Genomic DNA, 21350 nt, shown 5'->3' with positions numbered 1-21350 from the left:
TTAGTTTATTCTAGCCTTTGCCAGGAATTATCCACCTCACCCGCCGCCTTCTTACCTGAATAAAAAGCGGATAACGTTTATAAAATTTAACACTCCCGTAGCTGGCCCGACAGGTCCGATTACAGCGTTCATGCGATCGACAAAATTGACGAGACCCTTGCGAGATACGATAATCATGTCGTTGTTGCGAAGTTGAGGATTAGTTTCTTCGTTAATTCCTTGACTTAAATCGACTTCGATCGTCCGTTTAGTAGCTGTACCGTCGTTATTGAGGCGGACTAGCTCAACTTTATCCCTTCTAGCTCTGGTATTCTCGTAGCCAAAAAATCCTCTGGAAACTAAAGCTTGATTCAGTGTGGCATTAGCTGGGAGCCTCAAGGGATCGAGGGATGTTCTGAGTTCTCCTACTACAAAAACGTTAATGCCGACGGGGGCAAAGTTAGTGTTCGCGAGTACGCCAGCTTCTGCAGGGTTGACGATCGTAGCTTTGGGCACGACGATCGTGTCTCCCTCCTGGAGGATGGTATCTTGGGCGCCGTCGCCGGACTCTAGGAACTGCCACAGGTTGACTGGGATAATTTGTTCGCCTCTTCTGGTGACTCGCCGCACTTGGATTTGCCGGATGTCGGCATCGGAGGTGATGCCGCCAGCTAGCTGAATGGCCCGGATGACGGTGGGAAAACCTTCACGGCTGAGTTCGTTTGTGGTGTTGCCGCCGATGACGACGTAAGCCCCTGGACGGGTGACTTGGCCAACGATGGAGATTGATCGAGGTTTTTCTGGGGGTGGCGAAAAGTTGGCCGTCGCAAATTGACGAGCTTCTGCTTGGTTGAAGTTGGCGACTGTGGGAACCACGATTGTGTCTCTGTCTTGCAAAATGATGTCTTGAGAGATGTCTCCTTCTTGCAAGAATTTCCACAGGTTGACGTTGAGCACTTGATCGGGGCCGTCTCGTTGGGGACGGCGGACGCGGATGTTGCGGATGTCGGCCACACCCGTGACGCCTTCTGCGAGTCTGATCGCTTGGGTGACGGTGGGGTACTGGACACTCGGCGTGGCTCCGGGCCCGGGAGTTAGGGTAATGGTGAAGTTTCCGGGCCGGGTGACTTCTCCGATGACGCCGACGTTGAGGGGGCGGGCGGCGACGAGGCTGACTGTGACAATGGGGTCTTTGAGGACGCGGCGGTAGGCGTTGCGGATGATGTTGGTGGCTTCTACTAAGGTACGGCCACGGACGGAGACCAAGCCGATCAGGGGCAGGTTGACTGAACCGTCGGAAAGGACTTCGTAGCCGCGGCTAAGTTCGGGTACTTCGAGTATTTCTACTTGGATGCGATCGCCGCCGCCGAGTTTATAGCTTTCCGGCGCTCTCCTAACGGGCGCAACGGTCTGGGCTTGGTCTGTGCCTAGGGGGATGGGAAGTTGTGCCGGGGTGCTTCTGGCGTCAGCGATGACAGTGGAAGCAAACAAGACAGCACCCACAACCGACCGGGCTATCTGTCTTGGAAAATGGGTGTTAACCATACACCACCTAATTTTATTGACTATGATTTATATAAGTGTAGCCTTTTTAGTGCTGGGCAAAAAGCTCATTATTTTAAGCTATCGCCGAAAAAACGATGCTGTATTTTTGCTTTATGCCTAATTTCTGTGTTAGGGTGGTTGGCGGTTGACGGCTATATTTTATATCTATATAATTTGAGCTTGTTTGTGGTAAAGGAAAGCAATTATGACTCAACCAGTGTCTAAAGCGGCTATGCTGAAAGAGCTGATTTTAGGTAATTCTTTATTTATATGGATGCTAATTGCTATAGTCGCGATCGCGACTTTGCTATTATTTCAATTAGCCAGCAGCAAAAAAATAGGTTTGGCTTTAGAAAAAACCTTTGCTTATTTTTATATTTTCATCTCTCCTTCTCTCACACAACCTCCTTTTAATTACTTGCATCTTACTAATTTGCAAGATACATCGGGTAGTATTTTAAGTATGCTACCTTATTTTTTTTACCCGTGGACAGTATTAATTTTATTTTCTAGAATCAAAGCTTTTGGTACCAATTTTATAGATTTTTTTGCCCAAGTATTGAGGATGAATCCTTTCTTTTTACTTTATATATTACTGCCATCACTGTCTACATTATGGTCTATAGTTCCTGACGTAACGCTAAGAGCCGGCCTAGCTTTTTCAGCATTTACTGCTTTCGGATTTTACTTAGCCGCGCAATATAAATGGCATGATCTATCTCGTTTTTGGCGGTGGGGATACACGGCACTGGGTTTGGCAAGTTTTATAATGAAACCACCGGGAGCAGGCGACTTTGTAGGCCTAACGCAAGCTAAAAATTCTCTCGGTGGAATCCTAGCTTTATGTACGGCATTTTGGTATTTGCATTATTTTCAAGGAGCTAAAACTCCGAAAGAACGCTGGATTTCTTTGGGAATGATGTTCTTTTCTTTTTACCTGGTGAGAGCTAATAAGTCGGGAGCGGCTCTAGTGATTACTATCATATTAATAATTGCAGTGTCCTCACTAAACTTTCTAAAAAAATTAACTTTTCAGTGGGCATTTACTGCGATTATATGTTTCCTGGTGGTCAGCATAATTATGACGGTTTTTGTAGTAGACAACCTAGAGGATATTGTTGTAGGTGGGTTAGGCAAGGACTTGACTCTAACTGGGCGGACCGAATTCTGGCCGCAGTTAATAGCTGCGGCCAATCAGCGCCCCTGGTTTGGCTACGGATACGAGGGATTTTTTCAACAAGATAAGTTAGGCCCCGCTACTCCTGCTTATTTTATTTATACTACTAATGGATTTCAACCGAAAAATCCTCACAATGGCGCGATCGGAATATTGTTAGCCTTCGGTTGGCCGGGATTAATCTTAATGATGATTTCCCTGCTTCTTAATTTGGCTTACGCAGTCCGGTATTTGAGTCGTAGCAAGCTGGAAGACGCGGGAATCCCTATTTGTTTTCTGGTGTCTATTATTATGAGCAACATCACAGAAGCTCAGATCCTGGGAATCGGAAATGCTTGGCTGAGTTATGTAATGTTGACAGTTAGACTTGCCATAGACAATGCTAGTAACACTTCCAACACTAGCAGCAGCAACCCTCAAAGGCCTTCTGTAGCTCGCACTGTCGACTGAAGTAAAGTTCCTTGGGCGGATCGAAGATGTGCCAAGCTGTGCGATAATATCATCTGACGAGTCTGATTTTGCTCGATAGCCAAGCGTTCCACAACCGCCCTTATATTTTCTAAACACTTAAAATCTTCTGATGTTAGACAAATTAGCTGGGATAAGTCCAAAGCTTGGGCCTGGTCTGCGCTAGGTATAGTCATTTCAAATAAGTATGAGACACTAGACTGCACAATAAGCACGAATAATTTCATCAAGAGATGTGCCAGGAGACGCATACATTTTAGCTCTCTTTAATGCACTAAAATCATGCTCAATATCATTTAAGTCAGGAGAGTATTTTGGTAAAAATATTATCTGATGACCCGCCTCCTCAACCAATAGTCTAATGACCGTCTTACGATGAATGGGTGCATTACAGCACTTTGCTTAACGATTAGGTACAATATTAGAGGTGGTAAGAAAGAGAAAAATGAAACCCTACTCCCTAGATATACGTCAAAAGATTATTAACACAAGGAGAAGCAGGTAACACCTCTATTCGGAAAGTAGCAGAAAGATTTCAAGTGAGTAAAAGTACGGTACAGGCACTACTAAAGTGAAAAAAAGAGACAGGAAGACTACTCCCTAGTCAGGCTCATGGTGGTAAACCGAGCCAACTCTTTGGTCACGAACAACAGATTGAAGAGATGGTAGCCCAGTATCCAGATTACACACTTGCAGAATATTGTGAGTATTGGCACGAAAAAACAGGAGTATGGTTGAGCGAGAGTGTCATGTGCCGATTCTTACAAAAGCAGCAACTCACTTTAAAAAAAAAACACTACGGAGTAGTCAAGCCCATAAAGAAATTAATCAAAAGAAGCGAGTAGAATATTGGGAAAAAATCCGAGATGTCGAACCAGAAAATCTGATATTTTTGGACTAAATGGGCGTATTGTTGGGGATAATGAGACTTAGAGCTAGAAGTAAAAAGGGAGAAAGAAGCTACGATATCAAGCCATTTTATAGAGGAAGTAGGGTAACAGTGGTGGGAGCAATAAGCAATAAGAAAGTCATCGCCATGAAGGCAATAGAAAAATCGATAAACGGAGAGGAGTTCAAGAAATTTGTGCAAGAACAACTGGTTCCAAAATTATGGAAAGGAGCGGTATTAGTCATGGATAATTTGAAGGCGCACAAAGTAGAGGGGGTAGAAGAAATGATTGAAGCAGTGGGAGCAAGAATAGTGTATTTATCACCTTACTCACCAGAGTTTAACCCGATCGAACATTTATGGTGGGAATTAAAGGCATGGCTCAGGATATTTGTACCTCGAAGTGTACAGATTGTGGAAAAACTCTTGGAATTGGGAGTGAAATTATGTTCAACTAAGCAAATCGAAAATTATTTTGCTCACTGCTGTTAGTGTACCTCTTAGTCACGCAAAGTGCTGTATGTTGTGGCATTTTCCACAAACCTTTTAAGGGCTGGCAGGATGCCCACTCCACAATAAAATTTACTCTTGGTGGAACAGGCCGGAAAGCCTGTTGCTGAGAATAATGCAATAGGTGCGAGTAAATTGATATCTGTCGGCATTCTACCCAAACCTGTAGAGGCGAGTTTTACCAAGTATAATTGCCTAAAATCAATCATCTCATAAACCCGCCCCACCCGACGATAAAATGCTGGATAGAGAATTGTGGAAGATGTGCGAGTGAATTGATATTTTGTGCCGAACGCAACAATCCGCCAGATGTTTCAATCCTACAGCCGACTATTGCCACAGGTGCAACATATCAATTTATTAGATATATTAAACAAGGTTAGTTTTTTTTATAATAACGCTTATGGCTGTCAACTTCGCTACCTCCCCCGCTTCTAGTCTCAAACCAGAAGCCCAGAATATCTCAGCACTCAAACAAGTCTTCCAGACCATTGATGCCGATAGCTGTCCGGGTTCCTATAATTTTCATATGCACACAGTCTACTCCGACGGGCGATTGCAGCCAGAGAAATTGATGGAACAAGCCATAGCCGGGGGTCTCAAAGGCTTAGCTATCACCGACCACCACAGCACCCAAGGCTACGTTAAAGCTCAAATTTGGCTGGATAATTGGAAATTAAACCATGCCGACAAAAATAGCGAAGCACCTAGTCTCTGGACAGGCGCTGAAATTAATGCCGACTTGCTCAACAATGAGGTACACATTCTCGGTTACGCCTTCGATCCGCAACATCCCAGTCTCAAACCTTACTTGCGAGGTAAAAGCACTGAAGGCACTTATTTTTATTCAGCAGCCAGGGTAATTGAAGCTATTCATGAAGCAGGAGGTTTAGCAGTTCTCGCACATCCTTGCAGGTATCGATCGACTGCTGATCAACTAATCCCAGAAGCAGCCCGTTTCGGCATTGACGGTGTAGAAACCTACTATGCTTACGGTAATCCCAATCCTTGGAAACCAAGCCCCAAACAAACTGCTTTAGTTAAAGATTTAGCAGAAACTTATGGTTTGCTGGGAACTTGTGGCACGGACTCTCACGGCCTGAGTCTTCTAGTCCGAATCTAGATATAGCAACCGCGCCTGGCAGCGCCGGAGGCAAAGCACAAGACATCCTCAAATCGCCAAAACGTAAACAATTAAACCGATCGAGTTTTTTGCGGATTCGACTCTTTTATCAAGACTCTTCTTTGCTCAATCAAGTTGAAGTCTTTGCCAATACCTGCTGGATTAGTTTGGGGGCAAGAAATCCGATCGCCTCTAAATTAAAGCGGATTGCGATCGCCCCCAAGTCAAACTCAAAGGCGATCGCTCTTAATTCCACTCAAGTGGGGCTCACAAAGCCCGCGTTACACAAACTATACTACAACAAAAACATTTGCCGTAAGCTCGCTTTGAGCAACCCCTTGAACGATACCCAAATAGTTAGTACCCAGTTTAATTGCCGTAGCACTGACAGGAGATCCTCCATTCAGAGTCAAACTTACAGCTTCAAAGGTGAGGCTGGCAAATGTATTTCCGTCAGTTAGACCAATTCTGTCCCCATTAAAGTCTACAATCACATCTGCATCTACTAACCGGGTTGCTGCCGCCTGCCCCCCGCTTAGGATAAATGTATCGCGTCCGCCATTACCTGTGAGGATGTCTTGACCGCGATCGCCACCCAGTAAGTCGTCGCCGTTACCGCCATTCAGGACATCATTTTCTTTACCGCCCCGAATATTGTCATTGCCATCTCCTCCAGTGAGAGTATCGTTCTCATTGTTGCCGAATATCTGGTCGTCGCCAGTACCCCCATCAATCTCATCCGACTCTTTACCGCCGGACAAAACGTCGTTGCCTACCCCTCCGTCGATTGTATCGGCTCCTTGCATTCCGTTAATGTTATCAATGCCGCTCGTCCCGGTAATATTGTCGCTGCCAGATAGCGCCAAAATTTGTTTGCCAGCAGCAGCCGGAGGAAGTGATGACAGGGAAATATTGTCATTACTGTCTGAGAGGTTGTAAAACTGACCGTTAACAGTGTTTGCTGGTTGTCCAGTAGGATTGCCAGGCGCGGGGGCATTGATTGCAGGTGTCGCGATCGCTACAGGTGTACCAACTGGTTGTGTAACAGGTGGTTGTGTAACAGGTGGTTGTGTAACAGGTGGTTGTGTAACAGGTGGTTGTGTAACAGGTGGTTGTGTAACAGGCGGTTGTGTAACAGGCGGTTGTGTAACAGGTGGTTGTGTGGAAGTAGAAAATGCCAAATTCAGAGTGTATTCGGTGCTGTTCAGGGGACCTTCATAGAAACCAGCAGCCGGGGAGTTGCGGTAAACTTCCAAAAAATATCTTTCGTCTGGTTTAGGTATCAGACCCTCGAAATCAAGAAAAGACTGGGTTGCGTTGCTTACTGGACCTTTTAGTAGAGTTCCAGCGCTGTCCACTAACCGTACAAAGACAGGAGCTTTTAGATTTGTCAGAGTCGCTGTCACCTTACCAACACCCGGCCCTTGAATGCGGTAGGAGTCAGTAGGGTCAATCGCACCTACCCACCCTGAATAAGTTCCGGGGTTAACGGCTGGAGTATCAGCAGTGGAACTGTTGTTAAGCTCGTTCGGCTCTGAACTAACTTCGACTATGTACGACGTTTTAGTTGTAACTCCCGCTGCCCTCTCGTCCCGAACAATCGCCGTCAAAGTACCTGCTGCTGAGGAGGAAACAGTGGCACTGTCACCAACAATATCATTGTTACTATTTACAAAACGGGAACCTATACCAACCTCGACGTTGCTAGCATTGTTGACCCGGAAAAAAGGATTAAAAGTGTTGTCGTCGCTAGTTAATACACCGATTTTAGTAGGCTGATTGGCGACTATGTTCGGCAAAAGCACAGTATCACTTTGAGTACCTGCTGGGATTTCTCTAAATAAACTGTAACCGCTCATTGTTTTATTCCTTAATCAAGTTTGTGTGGATGGTTAGGCACTGGTTTAGTGACTAAATTTAATCAGTCGTCAGTATCTAATTGACTGGATAAATTGACAGACATTTGCCTTGGAGTTTATCTCAACCCAAAAAGAATTGGATAATTAATGTTTCAATCGCCCTAACTCAAACTCAGCATTCTTCCTCTGGCAAAGCGTAGGAATTTGTGGATTAGTTTGTGCGTGTCACTGAACGCACGCACAAACCTACAGCAGCAAAAATATTGCTACACTTCCCGCGCGAATCACCTGTGCAGTCATGCTGAAATCTGGAACTAGATGCTAATTTTATTTGTGGGTTTTACAGAAGCCGATCGCACCTCTTCAAACACAAGTCAATGCAACTAATCAACTCATTTTCGTTAAAATTCCTGAACTTACCTAGCGTAAATCATTGATAGAAGCTACTCCTAAACTGCCCTACACAGAATAGAGTTTACAACTTAGTGTTGTACCCGTCTTAAATTTTATTCTTACGTTAGCCAAAAATAAACTGAAATTTGCATAAATTAGTTTATTTTTGGCTAACTAACTATCACTTTACTGTTTTCTATAAGCAATTCACAGGGTTTTTTTATTTGATTTGTTTATTAATATAATTAAAATAAATAAGAAAAACTTATTTAACGTGTGATAGCCCTATTGATTGAGTTCAGAAAGATTAATTTATTATAAAAAATAGTCGCTACTTTTTCCCCGCACCAGCAAGCAACTTTTTACCGGGGTGCGCGACACTCCGCCGTGACAAGCAGCGAATCAAATATTTCTCCTTGTCACGCACCCTACAATTACTGTCTACCGTTCGGGGAACAACTGACAGGCCCGGTTAGTTGGCTGATTTGCCCAATCCAAGCGAGAATTCCCAAATCGATCCATCCAACCTTCCAAATAAGCGCGATTAGCCTTCTTTTCCTCTGGATCGGAGGTATTCATGGGATGAGGTGCTAAACCCAAAATAGTCGCCGTCGTCACGCAAAACATCGACTTTTGAAAACTCTGGCAAATTTGCACCCGCAGATCATCTTCACCCCGACAGCTAGTGCGATAAACTTCGTGCAAATACTCAGGCAAATAATGCCGCATATCTTGCATCAATTGAGTTGGCGGAATCCCTGCACCTCCAATGGGTAAAGGGTCAGCAAACAAAGCCCCGTAGGCAAAATCTTTTTGTTTTTCCGGGATTTGATGAGCTTGAGCGTTGTAGGAAACTGTGCCAAAAAAAGCTGTGCCCCGAAAGAAAACAGCCTCTACATAAGGCACGGCTACATCTGGTAAAAATGTTAAGTTAGCCGAGGCTGGCAGTATATCGTAGGCTTGACCGTTAATCTTGACGCTGTAGGTAATTGGTAGGCTGGCCGCGGCGACTAAACCGGCTTTGACAAAATCAACTACATCAGAAATAGACTTAGTTTCCCCTCGATCGTAAGAATCAGATAAGTCTATAAACAAATCGCTCATTACCCGCCAAAACTGACCGAGACCTGTGTAGTAAGCCAGCATCCGCACTTGTTCCGGCAAAAAATCAGGAAAGGTTTTGTTTAGTCCCTGCATGAAAAAATTGCCTTTCAATTTAGCAGCGATCGCCTTTTTGGCCAAACTGCTAAATTCCGGGGAATCCAAATAACTGTCCAAACCGCCGCCGCCGTGCCAAAGCATTGTTCTCATGCAATACTCAGCATACTCAAAATTTATGCGATCGTGCCACAAATAGCGAATTAATTTGGGCAGAGTCACATCTCCGTTGAAATATTTAAAAAACGGAAAGAGCACTAAAAACTGTTCTTCTGCAATATAATTGAGATTGCGAGAATAGGCATCGAGAACCACACCGTAACTTTTGAGAATGCCGACAACTTCAACTACATTTTCCGTAGATTCAGGCAGTAAAGCTTGGCCTGATTCCAAGATGTCAATGTATGCGGATAGGGGATGGGAAGATGGTTTTAATACGGTACTTGTCATTTTAATTAAGCCTGAATAGAAGGAAGAACGAAGAAATAGGTTTGTAGTAAGGAATGCAAGTCCTTTAATGATGGGCTAGAAGCTGTTAAGAGAGGACTTGTATTCCTCACTACGAACCTAGGTCATATTTTATTTCAAGTTTTGAGCAATCACTTGAACTTGCGGTGGCACATTAGCTACCATTCCGATCGCAGTTTTTTCGCTCAAAGCAATTAAAACTCCCGGCTGCACTCCCATGATGGCGATAATTATTGCTAAAACCAGCGAAGGGATGCGATCGCGCCAGCGGACTTGCGGCAAATTTACCACCACATCCGAAAGGCGGCCGAAAAAGGCGCGGTTGACCATAAGTAAAAAGTAAACTGAAGTTAAACCAGTGCCGATCATGCAGAGCAAAGTTTGCACGGGAAACACTGGCAAACTGCCCCGAAACATCAAAAATTCAGCAATAAATCCAGCCAAACCCGGAATGCCGGCACTTGCCATCACGCCGAGGATCATTAAACTGCCAATCATCGGCAAACCGCGATCGGGATTGAACAAACCTTTGAGCACATCGATGTTGCGGGTGCCGGATTTTTTGTAAATAACGCCGACACTCAAAAATAGCAGCGCCGAAATTAAACCGTGGCTAACCATTTGCAAAACAGTTCCCAGCATACTAATCGGAGTAGCTGCGGCGCTAGCTAACAAAATGTAGCCCATGTGAGCGATCGAACTGTAAGCTACAATTTTTTTCATATCTTTTTGGGCGATCGCGCAACTCGCCCCGTAAAGCACGCTTACCACCGCCCAACTCGCCAAAATCGGCGCCGCCACCGCCCACGCATCGGGAAACAAACCTAAACCAAAGCGCAGCATCCCATAAGTTCCCAGCTTCAAAAGCACCCCCGCCAGCAGCACCGAAACCGGCGTCGAAGCTTCTACGTGAGCATCCGGCAGCCAAGTATGAAAAGGCACTAAAGGCATCTTAATTCCAAAAGCCAGCAATACCCCTGTCAGCAAAACAATTTGCCTTACCAAAGGCAATGGCAATCCTCCTTGCAAATGCGATGCGCCCGCTGCACCAACCATATCGAAACTCGAAGCACCGCTAAGCCAACCAGTGCCCAAGAAAGCAGCCAGCAGCACAATTCCCGAAAATGCAGTATAGATTAAAAACTTAGTAGCAGCATAACCCCGGCGCTCGCCTCCCCAAATCGCAATTAACAGGTAAAGCGGAATCAATTCTACCTCAAAAAACAAGAAAAACAGCAGCAAATTTTGAGATAAAAAAGCCCCTGTTACGCCGCCAGTAATTAACAGAATCAAAGAATAATAAAGTCGAGGTCTGCGGATCGACTCATCCGTAGCGTAAATAGCTATTCCTGTCAGCAGAGTATTTAAAATTACCAAAGGCAGAGCCAAACCATCAACGCCGAGATTGTAATTCAATCCCAAAACATCTATCCAAGGAATGAATTCCGCAAACTGCAACTGACTGATACTGGCATCAAACTGAACTGCCAAAATCACCGAAAGAATAAAAGTTATGGCCGCAATGGCGATCGCGACATTCCGAACTATTTTAGAACTCACTGAACCGGGCCAGAGCCCAATCAGGGCAGCAGCCAACATTGGTATCCAGATTAAAGCACTGAGCATCAATTAAAACTTTCCTTTGTTACACAGTATTTAGAGCTATATTTAACATTAACGCAAAGCAACTACATATAAAAGCGATCGGCTAATTTTCTTGTTAACATAGATTCAAATGTCTGTGGAATCCTTCTATGACCTCAAGTCTTACAGATCGAGAAGATTTGCAAATTAAATCCGGTTCTCCTTCCACCCGCCTCACCGTTGCCGACTTGGAACAACTGCAAGGTATACTCTCGGAAGCACATCTAGACTACCAATTAGAACTGGTAGATGGGAAGATTATCATTGTGGGCCCATCAGACCTTGTATCGAGCGAAATTGGACTTGAGTTTAGGAGTCTTTTGCGTAACTGGGTCAAACCCCGCAAACTCGGACGAGTGTTTGAGTCCAGCGGCGGGTTTATTCTCCCCAATTCCGATCTGAGAACTCCCGATGTTTCGTTTGTGGTAGCCGATCGCCTCAAACAAAGTAAAAGGTATTTTGCCGAACTTGTTCCCGACTTAGTGGTAGAAATCAAATCTCAGTCCGATCGCCTCAAACCCCTCCGAGAAAAAATTTTATCATTCATCGAACTCGGAGCCAAAGTAGGAATATTAATCGACCCAGACAAGCGCACAATAACAATTTACACTCCGACAGCCGAGCCAGTGGTATTGAGAGACGGCGACATGATTTCAATTCCCGAACTTTTGCCCGGTTGGGAAGTTCCAGTGACCGAATTATGGCCGATCGATTTTGAGTAAAACTAGATAAAAAAGCAGAAAAACCCAGACTAAAATAATCTGCGTTCATCTGCGTTCATCCGCCCTCATCTGCGGTTTAAAATTAAATAACATCAGACAAAAAGCAGACAAACCCCAAAAAATTCATCTGCCAACCTCTGCAGTTTAAAACTGCCAAATAATCAACGCCAGCAACACAGCAACCCCCGCTGCAATAGTCAACACATAAAACTGCGACTGGCCGGTGCCGCTGTACTTCAACCCTTCACCGCTGAAAATTGTCGCAAAACCGAACAAATTCACCGCCCCGTCCACCACATACCTATCAGTCCAAGCGCTGATTTTAGAAATAGAAGCCACAGCCCAAACCACAGTCAAGCGGTACACTCGATCGATATAAAAATCGTAAGCAAACAAATCCTGCAACGCCGGCACCGGCAGCCGTACCGGTCGAGGTAAAGCCCCGTACCAATAAATCGCCACCCCAACCGCAACGCCAATCAACCCAGATAACATTAACAGCGGAATATCCAGAGTCTTCAACAGCAAATTTAAAGCATCAAAATCCCCCGTTTGCGCCCAAGGGCCAGTCCAACTAATTAAAAGTTGCCACCGCTGCAACATCCAAGGCACCAACAGCCCCATCACTGTCAAAATTACCATCGGCAAAGCCATCGGCCAACCAACTTCTGGAGCTCTGCGAGTTTTCGGCTGCGGTTTTCCCGCAAAGACTAAACCGAATATGCGAGTTAAATTTAGTGCTGTCAAACCGTTAACTAAAAGCAGCACTATTACCAGCCACAAAGGCAAAGTCCAAAAACCGTTGAGCCAGCGCCGCATCGCCCAAAAGTTGCCCAGAGGCAACAAGGCTACCATGCCCGCAGCGCCTACTAAATAAGCCGTAGTCGTGGCAGGCATCTTCGACCACAACCCACCCATTTCTGTTAAATCTTGAGTGTTAGTTGTGGTAATAATTGACCCTACGCTCATGAATAATAGACCTTTGGCGATCGAGTGCGCGAACAGCAACAGCAAAGCAATGTCAACTTGATTTAGCCCCACGGCGATAAACACCAAACCCATAGAAGCGCTGGTAGAATGCGATAGTGCTCTTTTGATGTCGATTTGGGCGATCGCCACCAAGGAAGCGCCAACAGCCGTCACCGCACCCAAAACCACCAGCACCGCACCAGTCACGGGCGACAGTGCTAAAACAGGCTGAAGTTTAATCAAAACATAAGCCCCAGCGCCCACAACTACCGTATTCCGCATAATCGAAGCCGGGTTGGGCCCTTCCATCGCCTCGTCGAGCCATAGATGGAAGGGAAATTGAGCGCACTTGGCCGTAGGTGCGGAGATTAAAGCCAAGCCTAAAAGAGTCGCCACTAGGGGAGACAAAGTTGCAGTTTCCGCCCATGTTTCCAAATCGGAAAAATTCAAACTTCCCGCTAAAGTTGAAAGCGTCACTACTCCCATCAGCAGTGGCACGTCTCCTACACGCTTGGTTAAAAACGCATCTCTAGCGGCTGTTACTACGAGCGGTTGAGCGTACCAAAACCCGACTAGCAAGTAAGTTGAAAGCGTCAGCACTTCCAACAAAGCGTAAGTTATAAGCAGCGAGTCGCTAATGGCAATGCCGCTAATTGCCGCTTCAAAAAAACCCATCAGCCCAAAAAATCGAGCTAGCGCCCAGTCTTTTTCCATGTAGCCTAGAGCGTAAATTTGTGCTAGCAAACTCAGAACTGTAACTAACTCCATTGCTCCGACGCTGACGGTGGAGATTTCTATTGCAAAAGACAAATCTAAATCGGCTGCTTGTACCCAGTGGACGAGCAACTGTTGGGGCGGTTGATCCCAAGTCGCTGTAAAAATAATTGACCCGTGTATGAAAGCCAACACAGTCATCAACAAATTGAAGTAAGCGGCCGGTCTGGGCCCTGTTCTGCGAACTGTTCCCGTAGACCACGGCAAAGTTAAAATTGCGCCTATTAAGCCATATAAAGGTACCCACCAACAGGCTTGGAGGAGAAATTGAGTCATTTAATTTATCCCTTAAACTTCAAATTACCGGCTGCCTTTATACAAAAAACAGTCGCGGTAGATCGCGCGAGACCCTAAAACTTTGACTAACCCCGATCGTATAGTTGTGGCAAAATAATTTGCACTCCAGATTAACTATACATTAAAGCATCAAAACTGATAATTATCTCAATACAAAATTACAGGCTGAGCAGACGAGGCACTCAAAGAAAAAAATGCCTGCCGATAGGCCAAGACTGCCTTTTTTGCCGATTTCCCTGCGATCCCCCTTTTGAAATCCCCAAGTTTCCCGGCAGTTATCAGCTCTTGCTTCACATACCGGACTCTACTTTATGAGTATTCTTACTTACTTTAATCCCCTCTCGCTCTCGGTATCTACCTCTCTCAATATTAAGATTATTAAATAAATATTAAATTAGTTTAAGTAACATAAAAAATTTTAATTTTTGTTATTAAACATTATGATGTTAGTTTATATTGTCAAGGTGGACAGCTTCCCCTATTCTTATAGGATAGGAAGCTTTACACTGCCTTACTAAAAAATGTGGGCCTCCCCGTCCAAATTTTTAGATTTCTCAAAGATTTGTAACGGTAATTTCGCTCATCCTCAAAGGAGATTCAAAAATGTCAATTGCCGTGGGAATGATTGAGACAAAAGGTTTTCCCGCTGTTGTGGAAGCTGCCGATGCTATGGTCAAAGCTGCCCGCGTTACCCTCGTGGGCTATGAAAAAATCGGCAGCGCCCGCGTCACCGTAATTGTGCGCGGCAACGTGTCGGAAGTCCAAGCCTCAGTCGCAGCCGGAGTCGAATCCGTCAAGCGGGTGAATGGCGGAGAAGTCGTCTCTACCCACATTATCGCTCGCCCCCACGAAAACCTAGAATACGTTCTGCCGATTCGATATACAGAAGCAGTAGAACAGTTCCGAGGCTACTAAGTTCTTAGCGCCCATAGATTTCGTTGGACGAAAATTAGTGCGATCGTCAAAAATTAACTGTTTAGTTCCCCAAATATTCAATCAGGAGTAAAACCAATGGCAATTGCAGTTGGCATGATCGAAACCCTAGGCTTCCCCGCAGTGGTAGAAGCCGCTGACGCGATGGTCAAAGCAGCCCGCGTCACCTTGGTAGGCTACGAAAAAATCGGTAGCGCTCGGGTTACGGTCATTGTAAGAGGAGATGTCTCGGAAGTGCAAGCTTCGGTCGCAGCCGGAGTCGAATCCGTCAAGCGGGTTAACGGCGGACAAGTGATGTCCACCCACATTATCGCCCGCCCTCACGAAAACTTAGAGTACGTGTTGCCCATTCGCTACACCGAAGCTGTAGAACAGTTCCGCGAAGGCGTGAGCGGCATTCGCCCTCTCAACAGATCATAAGATAGGCTCACGGCTGTTAGGGGCGTTTGGTAATTAAAAATTAAAAATCGCGAGGTTTGTGATTTAGCATTTTTAATTTTTAATTGAGGTGGGTATGGGATATTGGTTATTAGTCATGAGTCATTAGTCATGAGTCATTAGTCATTAGTTACTCGACGCATAACTCTAAAATGCGGACAGCGGACTGAGTAAAGCTAATTAAAAAAAAGACAAGTGACCCGGTAAAAATGACAGTTACCAATTACCTATTACCTATTACCTAAAATGCAAATGGCCAAAGTTCTCGGCACAGTTGTCAGTACCCAAAAAGAGCCGACACTGAGAGGATCGAAATTTCTACTGCTGCAATTCATCGATGAGGAAGGTTCGCCAGTTCCCGGCTATGAGGTAGCCGCTGACTGTGTGGGTGCTGGTATAGATGAATGGGTTTTAGTAACCCGAGGCAGCGCAGCCCGGATCGCGCCCGGAAGTGAAAACCGTCCGATCGATGCTCTAGTAGTAGGCATTATAGATACTGTCAATGTAGAAAACCGCCTCATTTACAGTAAAAAAGACGACCCGTACCGCTAGTTGACAGTTGGCAGTTGGCAGTTGGCAGTGAACAGCTAACAGCTAACAGTAAACAGTTGACAGTGAAGAGTGAACAGCTAACAGTGAACAGTTGACAACTAACAACTAACAAAAAATTTTTCAGCTTAGGAGAACTTAATTTATGGCAGTCCGCAACGTTGCGGCTCCCCCGACGCCTTGGTCGAAAAACTTGGCTGAGCCCAAAATTCACGATACCGCCTTCGTACATTCCTTTTCTAACATTATTGGGGATGTGCATATCGGTTCTAATGTGATGATTGCCCCCGGGACATCTATCCGCGCCGATGAAGGCACTCCTTTTTATATCGGAGAAGGAAGCAACATTCAAGACGGAGTAGTGATTCACGGCCTAGAAAAAGGCCGAGTCACAGGAGACGACGACAAATCCTATTCTGTGTGGGTGGGGAAGAATACTTCCCTCACCCACATGAGTTTAATTCACGGCCCTGCCTACGTGGGCGACGACTGCTTTATCGGCTTTCGCTCTACGGTGTTCAATGCCAGAGTGGGCAACGGCTGCATTGTCATGATGCACGTACTAATTAAAGATGTGGAGATTCCCGAAGGTAAGTACGTACCTTCGGGAGCCATCATCACTAATCAGAAGCAAGCCGATCGCTTGCCTGACGTTCTAGATTCTGACGTTCAATTTGCGACCCATGTCATCGGCATCAATGACGCTCTGAGAACGGGTTATCGCTGCGCTGAGAACATCGCCTGTCTAGCACCAATTCGCAACGAGCAAACTAAAAACCCCAATATGACTCAAACCAAATATTCTACCCATGCCGGCACCCAATTGAGTTCAACTCTTGCCGATAGCATCCGCAATTTACTAGCCCAAGGATACAGCGTGGGAGCCGAACACGCCGACGCGCGCCGCTTCCGTACCGGTTCTTGGCGTACTTGCGGCCCGATTTCCTCAAAGCGCGACTCTGAAGTAATCGCGGCTTTGTCAGCTTGCATGGCTGAACACCAAGGAGAATACGTCCGCTTGATCGGGATTGACACCAAAGCCAAACGCCGCGTACTAGAAGAAATCGTCCAAAGACCGGGAGACAACGGCTCTAACGGTTCTAACGGTGCGAAAACTCACCAATCTAACGGTAAAGTTGCACAACAAGCTTCATACCACAATAGCGGTTCCGTGTCAAGCGGAAAATTGAGTGCCGAAACAGTGGCTCAGGTTCGCGGCTTGCTAGCTCAAGGCTACAAGGTGGGGACGGAACACGCCGACGCGCGCCGCTTCCGCACCGGTTCTTGGCAAAGCGGGGCTTCGCTGCAAGTGAGAAACGAATCTGAGGCGATCGCCGCTTTGGAAGCTGTGATGAACGAGTACCAGGGCGAGTACGTGCGCTTGATCGGGATTGACCCGAAAGCTAAACGACGTATCGTTGAAGAAATTATTCAGCGTCCCGACGGCCCGGTTGGTCAATCGGCTAAGCCGGCAGGAACATCTAAGCCTGCAGCAACATCGGGATACAAAGCAGCTTCGACTGGTTCGGCCAGCAGCGGAAGTTTGACCGGCAAGACGATCGACCAAATCCGCAACCTGCTTTCCCAAGGCTACAAAATTGGCACGGAACACGCCGACGCGCGCCGTTTCCGCACCGGTTCTTGGAACAGTTGCGCCCCGATCTCATCCAACCGCGAATCTGAAGTGATTTCTGCCCTCGAAAGCTGTCTCAAAGAACACAGCGGCGAGTACGTCCGCTTGCTTGGCATCGACTCCAAGGCGAAGCGCCGGGTACTCGAAGAAATTATCCAACGACCTTAATTTGCCTGGTAATTAGCCTGTTTCTTCCGTTAAGCCCTCGCACTGGGGCCAACGGGAGAAACCCCAGCGGATTGAAGTTGGATTTGAGATAGTTAAAAAGCTCGATTGACAAATGTTGGTCAAAATCTAGAATCTTTTAAAAGTTTCTATAAAACGTTAAAGCATCAAGCTTCTCTGTATTAGTAAATTATCGTTTCTTAGATTGACATGGTTAAATTTATCAGTCGAGAAAACCCATAATTTAAAGTCGTTTTATCGAAAAAAATAGCTCCTTTCATGGTGAAGTCGAATGTATTTATCGCCACTGCAATTAAGTAGCAACTCTCAGATTTTGATGAGTGGCGATGTAGTTGTGAATGAGGGTGCGGCGATCGCCCCTGGAGTAATCCTGCAAGCAGATCCGGGCAGCCGGATATTGATCGCCGCCGGTGCCTGTATCGGTATGGGAGTTATCCTTCACGCCCGTGAAGGTACTCTGGAAATCGCGGCGGGCGTTATTCTGGGTGCAGGGGTGCTGGTGGTAGGTGCGGGAACGATCGGGGAAAATGCCTGTATTGGCGCCGGGACGACCCTAATCAATCCTTGTATCGACAAAATGCAAATTATGGCAGCAGGTTCTCTAATGGGAGATACCAGCCGCCAAGCCGCCGCAGAAGCAACCGCAACAGAAGCAACCGCAGCAGAGCCAACAGCAGCGCCAACATCACCAGAAACCCCCGAAGCCACTACGCCACCAGTCGATCAACCGATCGAGCAGATCGAGCCGCCACAACCCGCCCAAACACCGCCTCAAACTGCGCCGGAGACTGCCCCAGAGCCGCCGGAATCCACCGCCACAGAGCCGCCCCAACCAGGGGAAACGCCAACTATTCTGTACGGTCAAGCTCACATCAATCGGCTGTTGGGGACGCTGTTTCCGCACCGGCAAGCTTTTAATCGACCGGAGGAAAACGGCCAAACTCTATCGGGCGGTTCCGGGTAGCCGTCATTTCCGTAAAAGGCAGCTATGCTGAAGGCAGAAAGATCAAATATAAATAGGTAATCTCATATTATTGGTAGCTCAGCAATTTGTAAGGCCTTGCCGCAGCAATCTGTGTCTTGTAGCTCGTGCAGTCTGTCTTCTCATCTGAGAAACTATAAACTATCAACAAATTTTTATTTTGGGAAGTTTCTAAGGGTGATAGAAGATGGACGGACAAACAGATCGTAACAGTCACGAAGAGCGATCGCAGCGCCAGGAATACTTCAAAGACACTGCTTTGGGTTTGGTATCCACCAAGAGTTTTCCGGCAATTGTGGGGACTGCTGACATGATGCTGAAGTCGGCAGGAGTGATTTTAGTAGGATACGAAAAAATAGGTTCCGGTCACTGTACGGCGATCGTCCGGGGCAGAATTTCGGATGTGCGTTTGGCTGTGGAAGCTGGAGCTCAAACTGCCGAACAGTTCGGGCAGTTTGTTTCTAAGTTGGTGATTGCTAGACCTTTGGCTAATTTGGAAGTGGTTTTGCCGATCGGCTTTCGCCTGACTCAACTGTCGGAAAGCGGCAGTTATTCTCGGCTTAGCCATCAGGCGATCGGTTTGCTCGAAACCCGGGGATTTCCGGCAATGGTCGGTGCTTGCGATGCTATGCTCAAATCCGCAGACGTACACTTGGCAGCTTACGAGAAAATAGGCGCCGGTTTGTGCACGGCAATTATTCGCGGTGCAGTTGCAGATGTAGCAGTAGCCGTAGAGGCCGGGATGTACGAAGCTGAGCGAATTGGCGAGTTGAACGCGGTGATGGTAATTCCGAGGCCTTTGGAAGATTTGGAACAAACTTTACCGCTGGCGAGTTGCTGGATCGAGCAGCGTAAACCTGTGATGATGCCCATGTCGGTTAAGGAAAAGGAACAAGAATTGATCGAACTTCCAGATTTGGAGAAATTGACTGTTTATGTGGAAGAGGAAATCAATCGGTAATTGGTAGTTAGACAACAAAAGTTTGTAGAGACGTACTGCCGCAAATACTGAGACGAAGTTTGTCAACAAAATATAGAGTTTACTCGGTAGGACTGCTGGCAACAATTTATACTCAGTAGCGGTCTCAAACTTAATTTGCCTATCGAGCCGATCGCAGCCGCACCAATAGACACAGAGCAGCAAGTAAAACTAGACTTTTGAGATCAAGTCGATCGCCTAAACAATGGAACTGACGAAGTAAATCCAGCCGAGGTGCAGACTCTTTCCACAGGATTTAACTGCTGTTAAAATAAACCCAAAATCCTGTTTCCGGTAGATAGCCTACAATGAATTTGAGGGTAATCTAATAACGGGTGGCAAAAAAATAGAACTTTAACAGTTGTTCAACTCAAAACTGACAGCAAAGGAATCAACCCCCAGAATCAAGCAATCCTGAAAGTTGACCTATGAACCTCAAACAATTTTACAAGCGCGGTTTGCACAGCGCCAAGAAAGGAAACTATGAAGCGGCACTTGAGGACTTCGATCAGATACTGCAACTCAATCCCGCCGATGCCAAAGCCTATAACAATCGCGGCTTGGTTTACTATTACATGAAAGACTACCAAAAAGCGATCGCCGACCTCAGCCAAGCCCTAGATATCAATCCTAATTTGTTCGAGGCTTACTTGAATAGAGGCAATGCTTGGCGTCATCTCGGAGAACACGAAAAAGCCATTGAAGATCTCAACTGCGCTTTAGCAAATAAGCCTAACAGCCACGCTATCTACAACAACCGGGGACTTGTACTTGCTAATTTAGGAAATTACGAAGAAGCAATAGAAGACTACAATCGAGCTCTATCTATCAATTCCCACAATTATAAAACCTATTACAACCGGGGGCGCGCTTACTACCTTTTGGGAGAAAAAGAGGCAGCAACGGAAAACTTTAACGAAACGCTGCGGTTGAATCCTAAATATATCAAAGCTTACATAAATCGAGGTCTCTGTTACCACCAACTAGGAGACAATACGCAGGCGATGGCCGATTACAACATTGCACTCGCCATCGATCCACAAAATGTTTATGCCTATTATAACAGAGGTTGCGTTCGCTATAAATTAAAACAAATGCAGCTTGCAATTGAAGACTTTGACCAAGCAGTAAAACTAGAGCCGAACTATGTTAAAGCTTATCTCAACCGGGGTTTAGCGCTGTATAAACTTGGAGATGTTGCGGCAGCAAATAAGGATTTTTATCACGTAATGTGCATTAATGCTGAAGCTTATGTATACTACCAAGCCCAGCGGTGTACGCCTGATATTAATTCGTACTTCAAAGAAGCGCCGCAGATGGAACTTAATAATGCTGTAGAATACTACAACACAACATTAAATACGATGTCAACTTCCTTAAGTTCCGCAGCATTAAACGCGGTCTGGAATCAAGAAGATTTGGAGAACAGAGACTCGATTATCTGTGAAGGTGAATTTATTAATGATTGATTTAGCCAGTAGTTAGTAGCCATTAGTCCTGAGACTTATTGCATAAATCTTTGAGCGTGGAAAGCGCAGTTGCAAGGCACAGACATTTAAATCCACATTCCGCAACCCCCAACGGGCTGCGTACATGGATTGAGTAGATAAAAATGAATCAACCGAGACAATGGTAAGTAGAAATATTCAGTAATTTCTATCCCTAATGATCACCC

At 45.9% G+C, this 21350-nt stretch carries 17 protein-coding genes and 2 pseudogenes; 12 read left to right on the top strand and 7 right to left on the bottom strand.

Going from position 1 to position 21350, the window contains the following annotated elements; genetic code table 11:
• Positions 1-51: 51 nt before the first annotated feature.
• On the bottom strand, positions 52-1524 hold the full coding sequence (locus tag QUA36_RS05850) for a polysaccharide biosynthesis/export family protein (RefSeq protein WP_333456091.1): 1473 nt from the start codon (positions 1522-1524) through the stop codon (positions 52-54).
• 205 nt (positions 1525-1729) lie between these two features.
• On the opposite strand from QUA36_RS05850, the gene QUA36_RS05845 reads away from it, so the two are divergent.
• The gene (locus tag QUA36_RS05845; RefSeq protein ID WP_333456089.1) at positions 1730-3151 is read left to right on the top strand and encodes an O-antigen ligase family protein; all 1422 of its coding nucleotides are present in this window, start codon (positions 1730-1732) and stop codon (positions 3149-3151) included.
• 213 nt (positions 3152-3364) lie between these two features.
• Here the strand turns inward: QUA36_RS05845 and QUA36_RS05840 are convergent.
• Positions 3365-3559: pseudogene (locus QUA36_RS05840) on the bottom strand (transposase); the annotation flags it as partial.
• A gap of 74 nt (positions 3560-3633) precedes the next feature.
• Between QUA36_RS05840 and QUA36_RS31305 the strand changes: the two are divergent.
• The 3 genes and pseudogenes from QUA36_RS31305 (at position 3634) to QUA36_RS05830 (ending at position 5691) form a co-directional block, all read left to right on the top strand.
• Positions 3634-3744 (top strand): helix-turn-helix domain-containing protein, encoded by a 111-nt coding sequence (locus QUA36_RS31305; protein WP_445301421.1) that lies wholly within the window; start codon positions 3634-3636, stop codon positions 3742-3744.
• A gap of 326 nt (positions 3745-4070) precedes the next feature.
• Positions 4071-4416: pseudogene (locus QUA36_RS05835) on the top strand (IS630 family transposase); the annotation flags it as partial.
• 555 nt (positions 4417-4971) lie between these two features.
• On the top strand, positions 4972-5691 hold the full coding sequence (locus QUA36_RS05830) for a PHP domain-containing protein (protein WP_333456086.1): 720 nt from the start codon (positions 4972-4974) through the stop codon (positions 5689-5691).
• A 130-nt stretch (positions 5692-5821) separates the two neighbouring features.
• Here QUA36_RS05830 and QUA36_RS05825 read toward each other — a convergent pair whose 3' ends face one another.
• The 4 genes from QUA36_RS05825 to QUA36_RS05810 all read right to left on the bottom strand — a co-directional run bounded on the left by QUA36_RS05825 (position 5822) and on the right by QUA36_RS05810 (position 11195).
• Positions 5822-5947, bottom strand: coding sequence for a hypothetical protein (locus QUA36_RS05825; protein ID WP_333456084.1), 126 nt, complete (start codon positions 5945-5947; stop codon positions 5822-5824).
• A 34-nt stretch (positions 5948-5981) separates the two neighbouring features.
• Positions 5982-7550 carry a hypothetical protein gene (locus tag QUA36_RS05820; protein WP_333456082.1) on the bottom strand — a complete coding sequence of 523 codons (1569 nt, stop codon included), beginning with the start codon at positions 7548-7550 and terminating at the stop codon, positions 5982-5984.
• A gap of 834 nt (positions 7551-8384) precedes the next feature.
• Positions 8385-9551 (bottom strand): CO2 hydration protein, encoded by a 1167-nt coding sequence (locus QUA36_RS05815; RefSeq protein ID WP_333456080.1) that lies wholly within the window; start codon positions 9549-9551, stop codon positions 8385-8387.
• A 129-nt stretch (positions 9552-9680) separates the two neighbouring features.
• The gene (locus QUA36_RS05810; RefSeq protein WP_333456078.1) at positions 9681-11195 is read right to left on the bottom strand and encodes an NADH-quinone oxidoreductase subunit M; all 1515 of its coding nucleotides are present in this window, start codon (positions 11193-11195) and stop codon (positions 9681-9683) included.
• A gap of 128 nt (positions 11196-11323) precedes the next feature.
• Here QUA36_RS05810 and QUA36_RS05805 point away from each other — a divergent pair, with 128 nt between their 5' ends.
• Positions 11324-11935: a Uma2 family endonuclease gene (locus tag QUA36_RS05805; protein WP_333456076.1), complete on the top strand. Its 612-nt coding sequence runs from the start codon at positions 11324-11326 to the stop codon at positions 11933-11935.
• 144 nt (positions 11936-12079) lie between these two features.
• Here the strand turns inward: QUA36_RS05805 and QUA36_RS05800 are convergent, their stop codons facing one another.
• Positions 12080-13954, bottom strand: a complete 1875-nt coding sequence (locus QUA36_RS05800; RefSeq protein WP_333160191.1) for an NAD(P)H-quinone oxidoreductase subunit F — start codon at positions 13952-13954, stop codon at positions 12080-12082.
• A gap of 624 nt (positions 13955-14578) precedes the next feature.
• On the opposite strand from QUA36_RS05800, the gene QUA36_RS05795 reads away from it, so the two are divergent.
• The 7 genes from QUA36_RS05795 (at position 14579) to QUA36_RS05765 (ending at position 21144) form a co-directional block, all read left to right on the top strand.
• Positions 14579-14890, top strand: a complete 312-nt coding sequence (locus QUA36_RS05795) for a carbon dioxide-concentrating mechanism protein CcmK (protein ID WP_006635059.1) — start codon at positions 14579-14581, stop codon at positions 14888-14890.
• Positions 14891-14986: 96 nt separating this feature from the next.
• Complete coding sequence (locus tag QUA36_RS05790) at positions 14987-15328, top strand: carbon dioxide-concentrating mechanism protein CcmK (protein WP_006635058.1); 342 nt, start codon at positions 14987-14989, stop codon at positions 15326-15328.
• 264 nt (positions 15329-15592) lie between these two features.
• Positions 15593-15898 carry a EutN/CcmL family microcompartment protein gene (locus QUA36_RS05785; protein ID WP_172186882.1) on the top strand — a complete coding sequence of 102 codons (306 nt, stop codon included), beginning with the start codon at positions 15593-15595 and terminating at the stop codon, positions 15896-15898.
• Positions 15899-16040: 142 nt separating this feature from the next.
• Positions 16041-17696: a ribulose bisphosphate carboxylase small subunit gene (locus QUA36_RS05780; RefSeq protein WP_333456074.1), complete on the top strand. Its 1656-nt coding sequence runs from the start codon at positions 16041-16043 to the stop codon at positions 17694-17696.
• Positions 17697-17985: 289 nt separating this feature from the next.
• Positions 17986-18678 (top strand): carbon dioxide concentrating mechanism protein, encoded by a 693-nt coding sequence (locus tag QUA36_RS05775; RefSeq protein ID WP_333456072.1) that lies wholly within the window; start codon positions 17986-17988, stop codon positions 18676-18678.
• 205 nt (positions 18679-18883) lie between these two features.
• A complete protein-coding gene (locus QUA36_RS05770; protein ID WP_333160197.1) occupies positions 18884-19657 on the top strand; it encodes a BMC domain-containing protein in 774 nt (257 codons plus the stop codon).
• A gap of 446 nt (positions 19658-20103) precedes the next feature.
• On the top strand, positions 20104-21144 hold the full coding sequence (locus QUA36_RS05765; RefSeq protein WP_333160199.1) for a tetratricopeptide repeat protein: 1041 nt from the start codon (positions 20104-20106) through the stop codon (positions 21142-21144).
• Positions 21145-21350: the final 206 nt, after the last annotated feature.

It is taken from the genome of Microcoleus sp. Pol10D4, assembly GCF_036701555.1.
Taxonomy (GTDB): Bacteria; Cyanobacteriota; Cyanobacteriia; order Cyanobacteriales; family Microcoleaceae; genus Microcoleus.
Note: the sequence above shows the minus strand (reverse complement) of the source record. Positions and strands in the feature narration are given on the sequence as shown.